The organism is Mesotoga prima MesG1.Ag.4.2 (genome assembly GCF_000147715.2).
Lineage (GTDB): Bacteria > Thermotogota > Thermotogae > Petrotogales > Kosmotogaceae > Mesotoga > Mesotoga prima.
Window position 1 is genome coordinate 1,000,889 of record NC_017934.1, and the last position, 17,893, is coordinate 1,018,781.

18 protein-coding genes are annotated in these 17,893 nt (G+C 46.0%); 9 read left to right on the forward strand and 9 right to left on the reverse strand.

The window, feature by feature from the left end; genetic code table 11:
* From THEBA_RS04865 to trxB, 3 genes are all read left to right on the forward strand, one after another.
* Complete coding sequence (locus THEBA_RS04865) at window positions 1–552, forward strand: hypothetical protein (protein ID WP_014730684.1); 552 nt, start codon at window positions 1–3, stop codon at window positions 550–552.
* Window positions 553–614: 62 nt separating this feature from the next.
* The gene (pdo, locus tag THEBA_RS04870) at window positions 615–1,259 is read left to right on the forward strand and encodes a protein disulfide oxidoreductase (RefSeq protein WP_014730685.1); all 645 of its coding nucleotides are present in this window, start codon (window positions 615–617) and stop codon (window positions 1,257–1,259) included.
* A gap of 11 nt (window positions 1,260–1,270) precedes the next feature.
* Window positions 1,271–2,230 carry a thioredoxin-disulfide reductase gene (gene trxB / locus THEBA_RS04875; RefSeq protein WP_014730686.1) on the forward strand — a complete coding sequence of 320 codons (960 nt, stop codon included), beginning with the start codon at window positions 1,271–1,273 and terminating at the stop codon, window positions 2,228–2,230.
* A gap of 52 nt (window positions 2,231–2,282) precedes the next feature.
* Here trxB and THEBA_RS04880 read toward each other — a convergent pair whose 3' ends face one another.
* The 5 genes from THEBA_RS04880 to THEBA_RS04910 all read right to left on the reverse strand — a co-directional run bounded on the left by THEBA_RS04880 (window position 2,283) and on the right by THEBA_RS04910 (window position 7,770).
* Window positions 2,283–3,227, reverse strand: coding sequence for a S66 peptidase family protein (locus THEBA_RS04880; protein ID WP_014730687.1), 945 nt, complete (start codon window positions 3,225–3,227; stop codon window positions 2,283–2,285).
* A 1,414-nt stretch (window positions 3,228–4,641) separates the two neighbouring features.
* Entirely contained in the window at window positions 4,642–5,388 is a 747-nt protein-coding gene (locus tag THEBA_RS04895; protein ID WP_014730688.1) for an amino acid ABC transporter ATP-binding protein, read from the reverse strand.
* Window positions 5,385–6,119 carry an amino acid ABC transporter permease gene (locus tag THEBA_RS04900; protein WP_014730689.1) on the reverse strand — a complete coding sequence of 245 codons (735 nt, stop codon included), beginning with the start codon at window positions 6,117–6,119 and terminating at the stop codon, window positions 5,385–5,387. The genes THEBA_RS04895 and THEBA_RS04900 overlap by 4 nt, the downstream gene beginning before the upstream one ends.
* A gap of 11 nt (window positions 6,120–6,130) precedes the next feature.
* Window positions 6,131–6,898, reverse strand: a complete 768-nt coding sequence (locus THEBA_RS04905) for a transporter substrate-binding domain-containing protein (protein ID WP_014730690.1) — start codon at window positions 6,896–6,898, stop codon at window positions 6,131–6,133.
* A gap of 260 nt (window positions 6,899–7,158) precedes the next feature.
* The gene (locus tag THEBA_RS04910) at window positions 7,159–7,770 is read right to left on the reverse strand and encodes a deoxynucleoside kinase (RefSeq protein WP_041928084.1); all 612 of its coding nucleotides are present in this window, start codon (window positions 7,768–7,770) and stop codon (window positions 7,159–7,161) included.
* A 106-nt stretch (window positions 7,771–7,876) separates the two neighbouring features.
* On the opposite strand from THEBA_RS04910, the gene THEBA_RS04915 reads away from it, so the two are divergent.
* The 5 genes from THEBA_RS04915 (at window position 7,877) to THEBA_RS04935 (ending at window position 12,484) form a co-directional block, all read left to right on the forward strand.
* Window positions 7,877–9,448, forward strand: a complete 1,572-nt coding sequence (locus THEBA_RS04915) for a 4Fe-4S binding protein (RefSeq protein WP_014730692.1) — start codon at window positions 7,877–7,879, stop codon at window positions 9,446–9,448.
* A 92-nt stretch (window positions 9,449–9,540) separates the two neighbouring features.
* Window positions 9,541–9,999 carry a hypothetical protein gene (locus THEBA_RS04920; protein WP_014730693.1) on the forward strand — a complete coding sequence of 153 codons (459 nt, stop codon included), beginning with the start codon at window positions 9,541–9,543 and terminating at the stop codon, window positions 9,997–9,999.
* A 41-nt stretch (window positions 10,000–10,040) separates the two neighbouring features.
* Window positions 10,041–10,469 (forward strand): hypothetical protein, encoded by a 429-nt coding sequence (locus tag THEBA_RS04925; protein ID WP_148269985.1) that lies wholly within the window; start codon window positions 10,041–10,043, stop codon window positions 10,467–10,469.
* A 129-nt stretch (window positions 10,470–10,598) separates the two neighbouring features.
* Window positions 10,599–10,967: a hypothetical protein gene (locus THEBA_RS04930; RefSeq protein ID WP_006492698.1), complete on the forward strand. Its 369-nt coding sequence runs from the start codon at window positions 10,599–10,601 to the stop codon at window positions 10,965–10,967.
* Between the two features lie 275 nt (window positions 10,968–11,242).
* Entirely contained in the window at window positions 11,243–12,484 is a 1,242-nt protein-coding gene (locus THEBA_RS04935; protein ID WP_014730695.1) for a glycerate kinase type-2 family protein, read from the forward strand.
* Between the two features lie 74 nt (window positions 12,485–12,558).
* Here the strand turns inward: THEBA_RS04935 and THEBA_RS04940 are convergent, their stop codons facing one another.
* From THEBA_RS04940 to THEBA_RS04955, 4 genes are all read right to left on the reverse strand, one after another.
* Window positions 12,559–13,392 (reverse strand): carbohydrate ABC transporter permease, encoded by an 834-nt coding sequence (locus THEBA_RS04940; RefSeq protein ID WP_014730696.1) that lies wholly within the window; start codon window positions 13,390–13,392, stop codon window positions 12,559–12,561.
* A complete protein-coding gene (locus tag THEBA_RS04945; protein WP_006492701.1) occupies window positions 13,389–14,273 on the reverse strand; it encodes a carbohydrate ABC transporter permease in 885 nt (294 codons plus the stop codon). Before THEBA_RS04945 ends, THEBA_RS04940 begins: the two co-directional genes overlap by 4 nt.
* Before the next feature lie 58 nt (window positions 14,274–14,331).
* Window positions 14,332–15,495, reverse strand: a complete 1,164-nt coding sequence (locus tag THEBA_RS04950) for an ABC transporter substrate-binding protein (RefSeq protein WP_014730697.1) — start codon at window positions 15,493–15,495, stop codon at window positions 14,332–14,334.
* A gap of 465 nt (window positions 15,496–15,960) precedes the next feature.
* A complete protein-coding gene (locus tag THEBA_RS04955; protein ID WP_006492703.1) occupies window positions 15,961–16,164 on the reverse strand; it encodes a hypothetical protein in 204 nt (67 codons plus the stop codon).
* A gap of 147 nt (window positions 16,165–16,311) precedes the next feature.
* On the opposite strand from THEBA_RS04955, the gene THEBA_RS04960 reads away from it, so the two are divergent.
* Window positions 16,312–17,883 carry a hypothetical protein gene (locus THEBA_RS04960; protein ID WP_006492704.1) on the forward strand — a complete coding sequence of 524 codons (1,572 nt, stop codon included), beginning with the start codon at window positions 16,312–16,314 and terminating at the stop codon, window positions 17,881–17,883.
* Window positions 17,884–17,893: the final 10 nt, after the last annotated feature.

Consider the following 17,893-nt stretch of genomic DNA (forward strand, 5'->3'; position numbering starts at 1 on the left):
TTGCTGATTAGTGAGACTCTTCACGTCCTTTTCAGCGTCATAATTATTACTCTGTTGGCCACCGTCTTGTCGGTGGCCTCGGTTTTTGCATTTCAGCGTCAAATAAGGAAACCGACCTTCTTTCTGCTGTTCATGAATGTTGCCTTCGCCAGTGGTGTAATATTCTTGGCCAATATTGTCTTTGCGCGCAACGACAGACTCCTGAACGTTGCCATCTTCTTCATTGCGTATCTTTACGTGTATGGATCACTGGGAAAACATACTTCCAGATATGATGACACTTTCAGGATGCTTTTTCTCTCCATGGGATATACTCGGCAGGAATTCTTCAAGAACTATCTCCTATTGCAGGGGAAATGGAAGTTGGTCGACTGCGTCTTTACATTTTCAGCTATCGCTACCGCTATAAAACTCATGTCTGTTCATTTCAAGTACTTCTATCCAGGTGAATGGTTGCAGATTATGCTGCTTTTTATGGTCATCTGCATGGTTGTGGGAATCAGCAGATGGTTCGGAGACAATTCTGTAAACAAGTTGTCAAAGGAAGAGTAATATACAGGTGTTATGATACCCCTATAGGGTATACAATTATTGAGTCCTAAGGAGGGATAGTCATGGCGAAGCTATTGCCAGATAATATAACCAAGCAAGTGAAGGAGATTTTCAGCAACATGGAAGGTTCTGTGAAAGCCCTGCTCTTCAAGAGTGAGAAAAACTGCGATTACTGCTCGACTGCCGAGCAGATGCTACAGGAGCTCTCGGAACTCGAAGCAAAGATCAGCTATGAGGTTCATGAGTTGGATTCTGAAATGGCAGACAAATACAGTGTTGAATTGGCTCCCAGCATAATTCTTCTCACTCCCGACGGAGACGACAAGGGCGTAAGGTTCTTGGGCATACCTGCGGGTCACGAATTTGGCTCGCTTTTGCAGAATATCGTCTCGTTTTCCAAGGGAGCCATTCCCGAGTTGTCTGAAGAGTCCATAAAAAAGATTGAAACGATTAGCTCTCCAGTAGATATAAAGGTCTTTGTAACCACCACATGCCCTTACTGCCCGAAAGCAGTTCTTACGGCGCATAATATCGCGATGGTCAATGAGAATGTGACGGCCTACATGGTCGAGGCAAACGAGTTCCAGGAACTATCAAAGAAGTACGGTGTCTCATCCGTTCCGCAGATCGTTATCAACGATAAGGTGACGTTTGTCGGAGCTTATCCCGAAGGGCAGTTTGTTGATCAAGTAATGAAGGCCGTTTAAGGAGGCGTGAAATGTCGTTCTTCGAACTCGGAAGCGCGAAGAAAGCCGATTTGAAAGAGTATTACGATGTCACGATTATTGGAGGCGGTCCGGGGGGAATTACTGCAGGAATATACGCCGTCCAGGCCGGTCTGAAACCAATAATTGTAGAGAAAGCGCTCGACGGCGGTCAAATGAACAACACACAGACTGTAGAGAACTGGACCGGGTTCACAACCATCAGCGGAATGGAACTGAGCGAAAAGATGGCCGACCATGCGAGAGCCTTCGATGTTCCCTTCGTATATGCGGAGGTTGTAGATATCGAAACCAATGGACTCGAGAAGGCAGTGGTCCTTGACAACGGAAAGAGAATAAAGTCCAGGGTAATAATAGTGGCTACAGGATCAAATCCCAGAAAGCTCGGCGTGAAAGGCGAAGAGGAGTTCAAGGGCAGAGGGATCAGCTACTGTGCGACTTGTGACGGTCACTTTTTCTCCGACAAGCACATTGCGGTCATTGGCGGCGGAAACAGCGCTCTTGACGAATCACTCTACTTGAGCAAAATGGTGAGCAAAATAACCGTGATTCAAAATCTCCCGAAGCTAACGGCCGACAGACTTCTGCAGACGAAACTGAACGATACTGGGAAGGTCGAGTACATATACAGTTCTGTTGTGGATTCGGTTGAAGGTGATTCACAAGTCAGAAAGGTAAACATCAAGGATGTCAACAGCGGTGAGATAACTTCATTGGGGGTCGATGGAATCTTCGTGTTCATAGGTTTGATTCCCAACACCCAGTTCCTCAAGGGAAAGCTCGAAATGAATGAGTTTGGATACATAAAGGCCGATGATTTTATGGAGACAAGAACGAAAGGCGTCTATGCAATAGGAGATGTCAGAGAGAAGGAAGTTCGGCAGATCGTTACCGCGGCCGCCGATGGAGCAATAGCGATTTATCACGCGGCAAGAAACTATTTCAATGACTGAATAGATTTAGATTCCATTGTATAAAAGCAAAGAGCGCCTGGCGCTCTTTTCTCTATTTTATCTTCGCTTCGGGAACCGATACTATCTCTATTGTTCCCTTTTCCATGTCAATCTCTACCCAGCGGCCCACCGGAAGAACGACTTTAGGAAAGTCACCATGATAACTTGGTAAGCCAATCCAGACGGGTATTTCCTTATCGAGAAAATAGTCGTGAATCATTCTCTTGATATCATCCAGGTCGCCGTTCTTTATCTCCGTGAATCCCGCAAAAACGACCCCCCTAAGAGATGAGAAGTCATCGAGATGTGCAATATTCCAGATCATCCTTTCAAGAGACTCTTTTGTCTCGCTCACATCTTCAAGCACGAGGATCGCGTCCTTAAGAGAACCGAGATACTCTGTTCCCTGAAGCGCCTGGAACAATGAAAGATTGGCTGGAATTAATCTGCCGATCATCTTTCCTTCGATTACCGGGATCGACTGATAGTTGAAGCGAATCGTTCTTTCACCATTGAAGATAGCGGCGATGTTCTGGACGGACCTGGTATCCGATCCAAGCTCAACGGCAACCATTGGACCGTGAAATGTCGTTTGACCGGTCTTGAAATAGATGGAGAGGAGCAAGGCCGTGATATCGCTGTAACCTACCAGAGGCTTTGGATTAGAAGCAATTACCTCCCAATCGAGCCAATCGAGGAGGTTGTACGAACCATATCCTCCTCTCGCCGCAATAATTGCATCGTACTCCGGATTCGCAAAAGCGTCGTTCAGCTCATTTGCCTTTTCTCTAGAAGAAAGAGAGACTTCGCAGCTTCTGCCTACTATGACTCTGTATCCCACATTTCTCAAGGCGCTTACGCCGGCCTCGAGCTTCGATCTTTCGGGAAAGCTTGCCGGTGCTGTAACGAAAATCGTTCTTATCTCTTTAGAAATCAATACGGACGAAGTCAAAAACATGCCAACACACAACATAAGTATCAACCATACCCTTCTCATGAGTTCCTCCAACTTGGTTTACTAAGTATAGTTTGCCATTCATGAGGGCTAAAATCAATACGCAACAGGCAATTCCCGAAAAAAACATGCCTTTGACAATTGAGATCGAAATAAGATGAGAAAAACCATTGTCGAGAAGTTCGCCGAGAACACGAGAAAGCGAGAAAAGCCAGTCTGCTGACGCAGGCCAGTCAGGCTTCGCCTGGCCAGTCTCGCCTACGGCGAGGCCAGTTCCGACTTCGTCGGGCAAACAAAGACCATTGAGAAAAAGCATTGCGGAGAGGTTCGCTGCGCTCACGAGAGAAGAGAGAGAGAGAAGAAACCAGTAAGATTGGCGATGAAACTTACCCCGTCACATGCATATCTTTGATCTCACTTTGACTAACCAAGAAATGACCCTTCCTCTGGAATTTTCTCCTCATTGACGTCTGCTCTTCTCGGAGAACGGTGGACCGCCGACGGACAACGTTGTCTTCACAGCGATCAGCGGGTTTTCTCTAGGGTTGAGCGGATCTTTTTGTGTGAATAGACGGGGACCTCAGGCGCTCGTCCGTCCCCAATTCGGTTCCCTTATCAGTGCTCTTTCGGGCGAACAGCCGTTCGCCCCTACAAACAGCCGACAAATTCTTCTGAACTTGATTCAGCATCCTGTTCTTCAAAACCCGATTCTCATAACCCGCTTTTATCAACCCGATCTTGCTAACCCGAATTTCATAACCCGGGTCTAGTAACCCGATCCTCGTAACCCGCTCCTAGACTCTGCTCTTTCCCCGCGAAGCGGGCATTGCGTCCTGGCAGGTTCTTCGCCAGTCTTGCGTCCACTGATGCTCCTCAGTGCATTGCGACCGCCGATGCTTCTCGACGCATTGCGGCTTCTCCTATGGTCCCTTTTTTCGAGTAAAAGGCAGAGATTCCAACCAAGACCTCTTTCGGGCGAACGGCCGTTCGCCCCTACAAAAGATCGCATAATCGTCTGATATTGTAATCCCGTAGCTTTTCGAATAGTGGGCTGACGAGCTCCTGACGTCTGTCTACGTCTATTCACAATAGGAACCAGTCAGGCTTTGCCTGGCCAGTCTCGCCTTCGGCGAGGCCAGTTCCGACTTCGTCGGGCCTAAGAATCTCACACAGATTAGAGGACTGTCAGATAACGAAAACAAGAAGAGACTGTCATCCCGTGATGCTTTTGCACGGGATCTCATTCTAAGAACCGCTGAACGCTCAAGAACGAAAACCCGCTGACCTGACAGGCTTCCTGCGAAACAGCATCACTTCCTCGCGCAGCGAGCCTCACTTCCCAGGATGTTACTCCGGGCATCACTTCCTGGGATGTTCTTCCCAGCATCACTTCTGCTCTTTCCAGGCCCGGTTCTAACTGAGAGATCACTAGAGAAACCGTCATCGCAAGGAAGTGCTACACAATTGCCGAGAGGTCCGTCAAAAACTCGGCTATTTCCTCCGACATTGAGTCGAAGAACTGGGCTGGACTGCAATCCGCTGAGATTTCACCGTTCTTGAAGAAGATCACACGATTGGCAATGTGCTTTGCAAATTCAACTTCGTGCGTGACGATAATCATGGTTCTACCTTCCGAAGAAAGCCGCCTGATTACCCTCATGACCTCACCGACGAGCGACGGATCGAGAGCGGAAGTAGGTTCGTCCAGGAGCACGATATCGGGATTCATGACTAGTGCTCTGGCTATGCCCACTCTCTGCTGCTGGCCTCCTGAAAGCTGAGACGGGTGATTGTTCAACTTGTCGGCGAGGCCGACTTGACTTAGCTGAACTTCGGCCGCCTTTCTGGCATCGGCCCAAGTCATGTTTTTAACTTTGACGAGAGGAAGCGCAACATTGTCGATGATTTTGAGGTGACTTATCAAGTTGAATCTCTGAAATACGAATCCAACTCTTGACCTGAAGGCCCTTATTGAATGCTTCGTTCGCTGCACCTGACTACCTTTGAAAAACACCTCGCCCCTGTCGGGAGTGATCAAATTGTTGATACAGCGGAGGAGAGTTGTCTTTCCTGCCCCGGAAGCGCCGAGAACGGCAATCACGTCACCCTCCTTGACTTCAAAGGAGACATCCTTAAGAACCACCTGGCCGTCAAATGACTTGGTCAGGTTCGAGAGTTTGAGTATTACTTTTTCATCCTTCATGGAATAGCGAGCCTCCTTTCAAGTATCCTTCCCACTAGAGATACAAGGGAGGTCATTACGAGATAGCAGGCGGCCAGTACTATATAAGCTTCAAAGACCGCCAGAGTTTGAGTTCCGACCTGTCTCGCTTTCATTGTGAGATCGCCCAGTGCGATGACTGATACGAGAGAGCTGTCCTTTATCAGAGTGACCAGCTGACCTATAAGAGGCGGGATTGAGATCCTGAATGCCTGAGGAAATACGATCGAAAACATTATTTGGCTCCTATACAGGCCCATCGCTTCTCCGGCCTCCTTCTCCCCAGAAGGAACGGCGTCAATGCCGGCTCGAAAGATCTCACCAACGTAGGCTCCCTCAAACAACGAGAGGGAGATCACGCCGGCCCAGAATCTATCAACATTGACGGCCGATCCAAAGCCGTAGTAAACAAGAAGGATGACGACCAGTAATGGCATGTTCCTGAAAAACCAGACATACAGTGTACCGGCATCACGAAAAAGGTTGACCTTTGAATCTCTTGCGAGAGCTACGGCTATTCCGACAATCACTGCAAGAGCAAGAGCGATGACACTTAGCTGAAGAGTAGTCATTATGCCGTCTAGAAAAAGTTTGTAATACTTCGTCAGGGTGCTCCAGTTAAAGGGGTAAACGGCCGATACAGATGAGTAGGAGAACCAGAGTAGACCGGCGACAATAATCCCCAGAGTAATCTTCGACATCGCTCTTGACATAAAAACCGTCCTTAGAACTCAGGCTCGTATTCTACGAACCAGTAGTCTTGGAGTTCTTGGAGTGTACCCGTTGTCTTTATCCACTGAATGAAAGTGTTCATCCATTGGAGCGTCTCGAAATCGCCCTTTGGGATAGCCACGCCGAAGTCCTCTCTGGTGAGGAGGTCTTCAGTCACTTCAAGCTGGTCGTATTTCTTGGCCATGAATCTCGCGTAGATCGAGTCGAAGATCATTGCGTCGGCCCGCCCCGAAGCCACCTGGAAGGCCGCCTCGTCGATTGTCTCAAACATGAAGATCTGAGCTTCGGAGAGAAGTCTGTTCGCAGCCTCCGCACCTGTCGATCCAAGTTGTACGGCGATCTTGACATCTGGATCGTTCAAATCTTCTTCAGTAGGTGGGAGTTCATACTTGTTCGTGTTGTAGAGAATTATCTGACCCACAGTTAGATACGGATCAGTAAAGTTGACTCTCAGTGCCCTTTCCGGAGTAATAGTCATCGCAGACCAGATGATGTCGAACTTGTTCGAAACGAGAGCGGGAATTATTCCGTCCCAGTTTACAACAACAAATTCCAGCTTCACATCTAGTATCTCGGCCATCTTCTTCAGAATATCGACTTCCAGCCCTATGCGGTCGCCGTCGGGATTCGTTCCGTAAAGGGGCATATAGCCTGCGTCCTGTCCGACTCGCAGTACACCTCTCTGCTTGACGTCATCGATGAGACTTCCAAATGCCAGGGTCATACAGAGTAAAACCAAAACCAGCAGTAACTTCTTCATAGTACACCTCCATTAAAATAAAAAGACCGGGCTATAAGCCCGGTCTGTTGAATTCTGAGAGAGCACGACTAAAGAGTGCCGCCTCCCGGAACCGGGCGCCGCAGTCTGTGATGATGAAGCTTGTTTGTTCTGATCGATGAACTGAAACTAATTCTCACAGAGATCACCTTCGTCGTGTTTTGATAAACGATAGTATCAGCACTGGATATCAAATGTCAAGTAACGTTTCGCGCAAAGGTGTTAAGAGAAGGTTTGGGGTCCTATAGAATTCTCATAATCTCCTTCGTGATCTGCTGGGCCTTCTCCGGATTGATCACAATATCGACGGATCTCGCATCTATCTTGTAAATCGGCGAAAGATCGTAATCTCTTATCCAGCTGGAGTAAAGTCTATCGAGTTGTTCCCAGTAGGCAATAGGGACCGCAGTTTCCATTTGTCTTCCCCTGCGTCTTATTCTCGCCAGAATGGTGTCAACATCGGCATCTATATAGACCAGGAGATCAGGCTTCTTGAGATACTTGATCATCGAGTCGAACATTGTCACATACGCCTTGAATTCCCTGTCGGACATCTTTCCGGTCTCGAAAAGGTTTCGAGCGAAAATCTCTTTGTCTTCGTATATTGAACGATCAAATACCGTATTTTCATTCACCTCGGCACTCTTTAGGGAGCAGTATCTGTGGTATAGAAAGTAAGTCTGGAGATGATACGACCATCTCTTCTGATCGTAATAGAAATCCTCAAGGAAGGGATTGTCGGAGACCGATTCGTAGTGAATATTGAAACCAAGGCCTTCAGCAATGGCGCTTGCTATAGTAGACTTGCCTGCACCAACATTTCCGGCAAGCACGATTATTCTTCCCACTTTCATCCCCCCTACCAGATCTAATAATACAATTCTAGCATTTCAGCTTCTAAGCTAACTCTAAGGTTAATCAAGTCAAATAGTTTATCGCCTGGTTGAGGATGTGAAGACTGTGAAAAGTCGCCATAGAGTGCCACGAATTGCTACGCAGTTACTGTTTCTCCTTCTTGTTCTCTACATAAGTGTTGGTCACTATCTTTCTGAGAAGGGCATAGCGGAGCTGGCTGGCACGACAAGTCTCCATGCTGTCTGTCCCTTCGGCGGTGTCGTTACGCTATACAATCTTGTCTCTGATGGCACCTACGTCCAGAAGATACATCCTTCCAACCTTTTTGTACTGGGTGGCTTGCTCATTTCACTAGTCATTGCCGGAGCTTTCTTCTGTGGATGGATTTGTCCGCTAGGAAGTGTTCAGGAGTGGATTGGGAAAGCTGGTAGAAAACTCCTCAGATCACATTACAATAAGGTCCCAGCAGGTCTCAACAAAATCCTAAGTCTTGGAAAGTATGCCATGTTGATCTTCGTAATTGTTCAAACAGCTAGAATCGGCACGCTTTCATTCAGTAGTTTCGACCCCTATTATAATCTTTTCAATATTTGGACGGATGAAATTGCATTGTCCGGTTATATTGCAGTATTTCTTACACTTGGGGCTTCCCTGTTCATCGAAAGACCTTTCTGTCGATATGCCTGTCCACTGGGTGCGATCAACGGTCTATTCAACCGCTTCAGTATTTTTCGTATTAGAAGGCAATCTTCAACATGTATCGATTGTGGGCTATGCGATAAGGTGTGTCCGGCAGGGATTAATGTCTCGAAGGTTTCCAGTGTGAACAGCCCGGCCTGCAACAGATGCATGAAGTGTGTCGATATTTGTCCAGCTAACTCAAATTCAACACTTACGATAGAGGTCGGTCTTTCTAAGAAGTCATCAAAAGCCAGCAAGACAGTATCTGTGAAGACTTACATAATACTGGCTCTCTCAGCATTTTTGGTGCCGGTAGGCCTATCTGTCTTGACAGGTAAATTTGAGACGGAAAAGACGAGAGTATACATAGTCCCCGATGATATTAAGGGTTCAACATCTTTTGAGGAGATTGTCGAGAACTATCCGATCTCGAAGGAACAGCTTTTTAATGGCCTTGGAATACCTGAGATGGTTTCTGTTGAGCTCAAAGTGAAGGACCTTACAGGAATTCTTGGTTTTATCGGTGAAGAAGAAGTGATATCGAGGGAGCATCTTTCAGCACTGATCGGAAAATTAGGTGAACCAATTTCATCTTTGGCCGAGCATAGCAAAGTGGATTTTGAAAATATTATCGAATTTGTCCAGTCAAGTGGTTTGGACGAGTCGACGGTCGTTTCAGAAGTTATGGCTAGTGGCCCTCCAGGGCTGTTCACATATCTCTTCAGCGGAAGATGGCCTTTTGAAACATCTGGAGATGGAGCAGTCATTGAAGAGAAAGAGACTGGCAGTGAAAATCATGGGCAATCCGCTTCAGTTGATATCAAGGGTTCTACAAGCTTGTTGGAGATCGAAAGGATGGTCCCGGATTTTGAAGCATTCCTTGAATATTTTGGCCTGCCGATCGATGAACCCAAGAGCTCGTTGTTGAAGGATCTGAAGACAAAATACCAGATCGAGATTTCGGATATAAAGGATTATGTTTCCAACAATCAGTAGATCTAATATGAATAGCAATCGGTTCTACCTGCTCCTGTTGTATAATCGGAGAGGACTCCGGTTGAGTTCATACACTTAGAGGAGGGATAGACATGAAGAAGTTGCTGTTGATTCTTGTCGTTTTTGGTATTGCAGTTGCCGTATTTTCAGAGCCCCTTTTAGTTTGGCCAGATAAGACACATGGGAAGCCACTTGTGGCGGGATTATATTCCCCTGTTTATGGAGAAGCCAAACTGGACGTTTTTGGAAACATCACCGGCTGGACGGGTCCAAATCTCGGTCTGGGATGGACCTGGAAGACATATTTCAGCCCTCTCGAGCTTCAGAAGGTCAATTTCTATTACGAGTTTGGTACTAATGTTGTGATTTTCCCCTATATTGGGGTCGGATTTGATTATGCTCTCGTTCTTCAGAACAATCAGACACTGCTAGTTGGAGCAGGAGCTTCGGCATCTCCTTTCACTGTTCTAGGTTTCTTCTTTGAGGGGCCGGCAGCTATTCTATCATCTGTTTTGAGTTCCGTGATACTGAGCGTCGCTGTAGTTTTTTGATTAGAGGCTATGTATAATTGACCCCGAAAGGGGTCGTTTTTTTGAACGAAGAAGAGCAGATCAATAATAATCCATTAGAGACAGAAAGAGACAGCGAAGTAAAAGCTGTCATCAGAAAGTACTCAATTATCGCCGTGATTGTACTCTCTGTGTTTCTCATGGTTTTTTCTACGAGAGACAGAGTGGAGGTGTTCAATCCAGAGAGTGTCATTTCTACGATTGAAGAGACTTTGCTTCTCTTCATAAATCAGAGGCTTGTTAAGGTAAATGAGGATGTAGGGTTTCTGGAAATAGTCTCGTCCGATTACGAAGAAGTTGAATGGGGCGAGTACACGTACGAGATTCAGACTAGATTTGCCTTATCTGAAAGCGTCGAGAATCTGTACACTCTCTGGAAATACAGAGTTCGAGATGATACCCTGGATCTCTTAGGATACTCTTCTGATGGTGAAAACTGGTTAGAACCTTGATGGTTATCACGCACACTGTAGGCCAGAAATTGCATTCTGAGATTGCAAATACGTTGACTTGATGCGGGTATTAAGTGTAAAATCGTTAAGTAAGAACAAGCTCAATATCACTCAAAAGGGGGTAATCGAATGAAAAAAGTCCTGATTCTTGTGGCAGTCCTTCTTGTTGCATCGGTTTTCGTTGCAGCACCGAAGAACTTCATTCTCGGCCAGGGTCTCTACGGAGATGTAGTGTATGATCTAGCTGGAAACATAACGGGTTATGAAGGAATGGACTTCTATATCTTCCAGGCTAGCACCTACTACGAAAAGGCTCTGACACCAGGTGAACTAAATGCCTATACATTTGATGGCAAATTCCTGTTCTTTATTCCGGTTTTTGGTAGAGGATGGGAATTCGTGCTGAGACCAGTGGACAATATTATTTTGACCGCTGGGCTAAGCCTTCTCTATAACTTCCTCCCCGGGCCGTATCTTGGTCTGACAATATTACTCTGAGCAATCTGTTTATGGGAGAAGACGGTGTTTCTGCACCGTCTTCTTCTTTTGATAAGGCGCAAAAAAGAAGCAGTTTTTTTGAACCGGTAAGGTGGGGTAATAGTGACAGACAAATTGCTACTAAGGACTTCTTCTTCTCGGATTTCTGGCCTTCTTCAACTTGACAATTAATTCATCTAGAATTGTACAGTTTGCATTGTTATTCAGAAACTTCTTGTAGGTTACCCTCAGAGAAGAGAATTCTACTCGTAATGGTTGGTCAAGGAGGTTCGATTTTGAGAGAACTTAAAAAGGAAGCAAAGTATATTGTTGAGAGATCAATTGAAACGGTTCAGCCTGAAAGCTCCGTTAAGAATGCTCTAGAAAAGCTTAGGCTGAAAGGTCCTATATTCCTTTTGGCGGTCGGCAAGGCAGCCTGGAGAATGACCAAAGCTGCAATGGACAAGCTTGGTGAAGAAGTAAGCGCGGGAATCGTAATAACGAAATATGGCTACAGTCAGGGAGATATCGAACGCGTAGAGATTTTCGAAGCCGGGCATCCGATACTTGACAGAAAGACCGTTGAAGCTACAGATTATGCTCTCAAAAGAATTGAGGAATTGAAGCCGGAAAAGATTCTCTTTCTTATTTCGGGAGGCGGATCGGCTCTCTTCGAAAAACCATTGGAGGGGGTGATGCTTGAGGATCTTGTTGATGTCAACAATCGTCTATTCCGTTCAGGTGCAAGCATCGTCGAAATCAACACGGTGAGAAAACACCTTTCTTCAGTAAAAGGAGGGCGTTTTGCAAAGCTGGTCTCTCCCTCTCAGGTCTATACGCTTGTTCTTTCCGATGTTTTAGGAGACCGTCTTGATTCGATCGCTTCAGGACCGGCTTACCCCGATAGCAGTACAAGTGACCAGGCGCTTGCAGTCCTTGAGAAGTACGCTATTGATGTTGATTCCAGAATCATTGAGGCTCTGATGGTAGAGACTCCTGACCGCCTGTTTAACGTTCAAACTGAGATTATCGGAAGTGTTGCGAGAGTCTGTGAATCTGCAGCAACATTTGCCAGAGAGATTGGATATAACGCCACTATCCTCACAACTTCGTTAGATTGCGAAGCAAGAGATGCCGGTGTTTTTCTGGCATCTATCGCAAGAGAAGAAGCACACAACAGACCAGTGGAAAAGCCGGCCGCTCTGATCATTGGCGGTGAAACAGTTGTGCATGTTAGAGGCAGAGGTCTGGGAGGAAGATGTCAGGAGCTTGCTCTTGCATTCTCTTTAGGGATTGGGGAAATGGGTGGTGTTACGCTGGCCTGTGTCGGCACCGATGGTACCGATGGGCCTACCGATGCAGCTGGCGCCATTGTCGATGGAAGAACGGTTCGAAAAATGTTGGATGCTGGCATAGATCCACAGTTATTTCTGCTCGACAACGATTCCTACCACGCTCTGGAAAAGTCAGGCGACTTATTCATTACGGGGCCGACTGGTACAAATGTAAACGATCTGATAGTGCTGCTTTGCGAGTGAATATAGAAGTACGATCGACAGTCATTAAGGAAATTTGATTCCTTCAAAACCAGCTTTACGACGGAAGAAGGCCGCTATTTTATTGTCCATCCGACCATTCCTTTGACGTAATATCTTTGAAGCAATACGTAGATAAGAATTGGAACGATCATCACCATCAAAGATGCAGCGGAGAGTAGTCCCCAGTCGACATGGTAAACCCCTCGCATTAATGGAATCCTTTGAGTTGCCAGGAGTTTGTCCGGAGAATAGATGAGAATAAGAGCAAGGAAAAAGTCGCTCCATACCCATGTGAACTGCAAAGCAGAGGACGAAGCAATTGCCGGGAAAGCATTGGGAAGTACAATCCTGAAGAAGATACCCAAGTCTCCGGCTCCATCGATTCTGGCTGCCTCCTCCATATCGGTCGGAAGAGTCTTGAAGTAATTACGCATGAAGAAAGTTATCCATGGTATTCCCCACGCAGTGTGGAGAAGAATAAGACCGAAGTAAGTGTCTACCAACCCTAGAGTGCTCATTATTTTAAAGATAGGAATAGCAATCATCTGCTGAGGGAGCGCAAGAGTGAGCACAACGGTTAGAATAAACGTCTTCCTGAACGGGAATCCATATCTGGAAATTCCAAAGCCTGCCAATGTTGCTAGCATTAAGGGGATTACCGTAGAGGGAAGAGCAATTAACAGAGAGTTGATCATCCCCCTATAAAGTGGTGCTGTACGATGATTAAGTGCCCCGGTGAAGTTTGATAGAGTTGCAGTGAACGGCTTGAGACTCCACCAACCGTCCAATACTTCACTAAAGGGCCTAATTGCTGTCATAACTACGCCCATCAACGGAAGGATCCATATGAGGGCGATAATCCAGGCAATGACTGTTTTTAGAACAATCTCTCTCCTTGACTTTCTCATTCTGCCTCATCTCCCGCCGATTTCATCATGGGAATCGCAGCCAGTAGAGTTGAAGCGGTAATTAAAACCGCAACTACTGCAGATTTTCCAAAGTCCCACTCTCGAAAGCCATAAAGATACATTTGAAGCGCAAGAACGTTTGATGAACCACCTGGCCCTCCCATAGTTGCAATATAAACAATATCGAAGACCTTCAGTTCCCACAGCAGAGTCATTGTAAGTACGACAACGGTGATTGGTTTCAACAATGGAATCGTTATCTTAAGTAGCATTTTGAACTTTGATGCGCCGTCTATCTGGGCTGCTTCATAGTATGTGTTGGGAATAGTCTCAAGCCCGGCAGAATAGAGAATCATTGAGAAGCCTGTCCACAACCAGACAGAGCCGAAGATCAGTGCAAAGAGAGCCGTCTCTGGATATGCTGTCCAAGTCTTACCTTCCAGTCCAAGTGTCTGCAGAACTAGATTCACAACGCCAACGTTTTCCTCGAACATGAATCGAATCATTATTCCGCCCACTATCATTGGCATAACCATGCCAAGGAATATTATCGACTTTACTATTCCCCCTCCCTTTACGTCTCGCAGAAGGATAGCCAGAAATAAACCCACAAGGGTAGTTAATGGCAGATGGATCGCGATCCACATTAAGTTATGAATAAGTGAACCAAAAGGAAAACCTCTCTCTAGTCCCCGGGGATCTAGGATATCCCTGCTGGAAAACACTTCTCTGTAGTTTGAGAGTGAAAGGTTCCCTTCGCTGTCAACAAAGCTCAGGAAAATCGTGTTGAACGTAGGATATAAAACGAAAATCACTAGAAGCAACAACGCCGGCAGAATGAAGTAGCTGAAGTGCCTGAATTTTGCCTTTCTCAAAGCCAACTAGATCACCCCCGAAGAAAGAAGTGGGACCCAGATGGGCCCCACTTAGAGAAATCGATTACTTCGGCATTTTTTCATCAAGGTCCATCAGCGCGTCGTCAAGCCTTTCCGGTCTTACCCAGATTAGTTTAAGCTGGTCCCAGAATGCTGTCTGCCAGAGACCGCCGATGGAATCATCGAGATCATTTAATGTCTCAACACCCTCTGTCAACTTCGCAATCTCCTTGTCGACCGCAGGATAATTAGACATGTCGACTCCGACGGTTGCAATATGGCCACCCTGCGCAACCTGAATGCTCTGACCTTCCACACTCGAAAGGAATTTCACAAGTTCCAGAGCTTCTGCCTTGTTGGTTGCGTATTCGGGCACAAATGCATAGTCAATACTGAAAACCATCCCGCGATTTCCCGGAAGACTGAAGACAGCCAGATCATTCGGGTCGTCTACCATTCCCGTTATCCACTGTCCCATGAAGTAAAGACCGTAATCTCCGTTCCACCACTGCTCGAGTATAGTTGTCCACTCTGTGGGTTCACTGAAGTATCCCTTTTCGAGAAGATAGACTAGCTTTTCCATGGCGTTCCTGACCGCGTAACTCCTCCAGGTCGTGTTTCCTTCGATTAGGTCCTTCTGGAGTTCGGGGCCGCCAAAGGTAATTAGGAAGTGTTCGGTGACATCTGAAAGAGGCCACCCTACTCCATTGCCGCTTGCAATAGCGTCCTTCACTCCTGGTATAGTCTCGATTTTTTCAAGGAGAGCAACAAATTCATCCCATGTAGTAGGTGCCTTCAAACCATGGCTTTCAAAGAAGGATTTTCTGTACCAGAACCCCGGTTTGACTTTTGCGGTGTAAGAAATCCCGAAGACTCTCCCGTCTGAAGTCTTGACATTGTCGAGTGCACCCGGAATATACGCATCGGTATCAATCACATCAGATAAATCAACCACGTGTTGTGTGTTGCTTGTAATGAAGTTCGACCACATGAAGATCACGTCTGCTGGTGCCTTCTTTGCAGAAAACTGTGCCGGCAGAACATTTGCCAGGTCTTCTGCCCTGTATGTCTGGTAGGTGTAATCGATGCCTGTCTTTGCCTTGAATTCTTCGAGGACTGGAAGGAAAGCGTCCATCTCAACGCCAGACCAGGGACCAATAACCGAAACAGTGCTAGAGATCAATGCGGTGGAGAGAACAACTAGGACTGTTACCAAAAGCTTCTTCATCAAAAATACCCCCTTTTCAATGTAGATTTGCTTTTCAGTAAACATCTCCCTGAGACCGCTTAAGTGGTCTGAAAATCCGCGCATTCATCCGAAAATACACCCATTAGTTGGTTTGACTCTTGTAATCTGAAGTTAGTTCAACAGAAATCAATGACTTAGTAAGGAATTAGACTTAAAAGAAGAAACATCTCAGTTTTTCAATAAAACAATTCTGCTTTTTGACTCATACGTAGAAGCTGATTGCCATCTTATTCAAAATACAATTCCTTTGGAAAATGGAAATGATATATGGTGGCTGTGATGGGCTTTTATTATTATTATCTTATGAAAACTATCTCCATCTTAATGAGAACAAGTCTTGCTGGCGCTTCTTGTCGAGTGTCGCTCAGCGAAGAGAGACAGTGACAGTTGTCATTAGTTCTTGGTTTTATCTCAAGGACACCTTATGTAGGCTATCATTCATTTTTACTTGCTTAGTCTCTCTTCAATACTGCCGTCTGGAAGGACAAAATCCGTCGAGACCGATAGTAAATCATCTAGGCGAAATCTAGCACATTCTGTCCAATCCTTTTCACAGTACATCTCGATCCATTCCCTGTTGATCTTTCCATTTTCGTAAGCCCTTACAACTGGACACTCATGATAATTGATGCAATACCCATCCTCCACCAGATCACCACCATTCTGTAGTCGTCAATTATGTTATCACAACGCGAGAAAATTGCAATACCCACCATCTGAGTTTGGTAGTTTGTAATATTCTTTGTATCCGTTATACAATGTTTATTATGAGGATGAAAAAACGGGGGTGATCTAATGCACAGAAGGCTGTCGTCTTTATTACTAATCTTATGTTTGGTTTTGGTCATTGCACTTTCGGGATGTGTTTTTCGACGGTATTCAGTTGTAGTGAGCTGTACACCGTTGATTGAAAAGATCGAAGTAGGAAACAGAGAGAGGGAGCTGCCGTACAGCTTTTCTGCCAGAAAGGGACAGAACATAGTTGTAAAGGCACCGCTCGTTCCCGGATATGACTTTGAAGGTTGGTTGATAAACAATGAACTGAGACAAACGGCGGAGATCGCAGTTGAAATAGAAGAAAACACAACAATTAAAGCGATATACAGCCCAAGACTTGTTCACGAGATTACGTATGGAGGTTCAGGCTATGAAAATGGGACCGGCCTGGTTGTCGAAAACTCAAATGAGATTTTAATAGGAATCACTTCAAGTTCCACCGACAGCTCTCTTATTCTCGAAAACAAAGGCAAGAGTGACTTTTGGATTCCTTTTCTTCAATACGAATCAAATAATTATGTTGTGGAACCACAGTTGTGTTATGGAGGAAGCGATGAGGAGTCACTTATGGATACAGTCAGAATTGCTGGCGGTTACGTATCGGCCGGCTGGTCGGACTCAAGTGATATAGCATATTCCGGAAGCGGTTATCCATATCATGGGGGTACTGACGGATACGTTATTATGATGCACAACGATGGCTCACTCAGATGGCAGACTTATATAGGTGGAAGCGGAGACGATGAGATTCGTTCGGTGAATACCACTATAGGCGAGAAGCTTATAATCACAGGGATTACAGGTTCTTCAGACTCGAATTTCGCAAACAGCGGCTACCACGGGTCAAAGGATGGTTGGGTAGCGTTGATGAGCTCCAGCGGTACTCTCATCACAGACCTCATTAAGGTCTTTGGTGGCAGCGCGGAAGACGGTCTTCTCTACGCAATGCAGACAAAGGAAGGTGGATACATCGTCTGCGGATACTCGACTTCTTCCGATGGAGATCTAAATTCACTCAGCAGATCGACGGGCGAGGACTTGTGGGTTCTCAAACTCGATTCTCAGCTGGAAATTGAATGGCAAGATCTCTTCGGCGGGCAGAACGATGAACGTGCCAATGTGATAAAAGAGGTCAACGATGGATATATAGCAGTTGGTTTCACTGAATCTGCCGGAGGCGACATCAATGAGAACAAAGGTGGGAAAGATCTCTGGGTACTGAAGTTCTCTTCTGACGGTGATCTAGAGTGGAGCAAGACATATGGCGGAAGTGAGGACGATGAAGGGTTTGACGTCGTTCAAACTGCAGACGGCGGATTTGCAATATGTGGTTACACTGACTCTTCAGATGGCGATATCCTTCACGAAAATAGAGGTATGAGCGACGTTTGGGTTATAAAGCTCGGGTATGACGGTTACTTAGAATGGGAAGCTACTTTTGGCGGGTCCGAAAATGATTTTGCAAGAAGAATAAATGAAACCGAAAAAAGAGAATTGATAGTAATTGGCACAACTTCCTCATCAGATCGCGATATAAAACGCCCGATACAAGGTCCTTCCGATGCGTGGTTACTGAGGCTTGGAAGATGAGTTCCGTTTG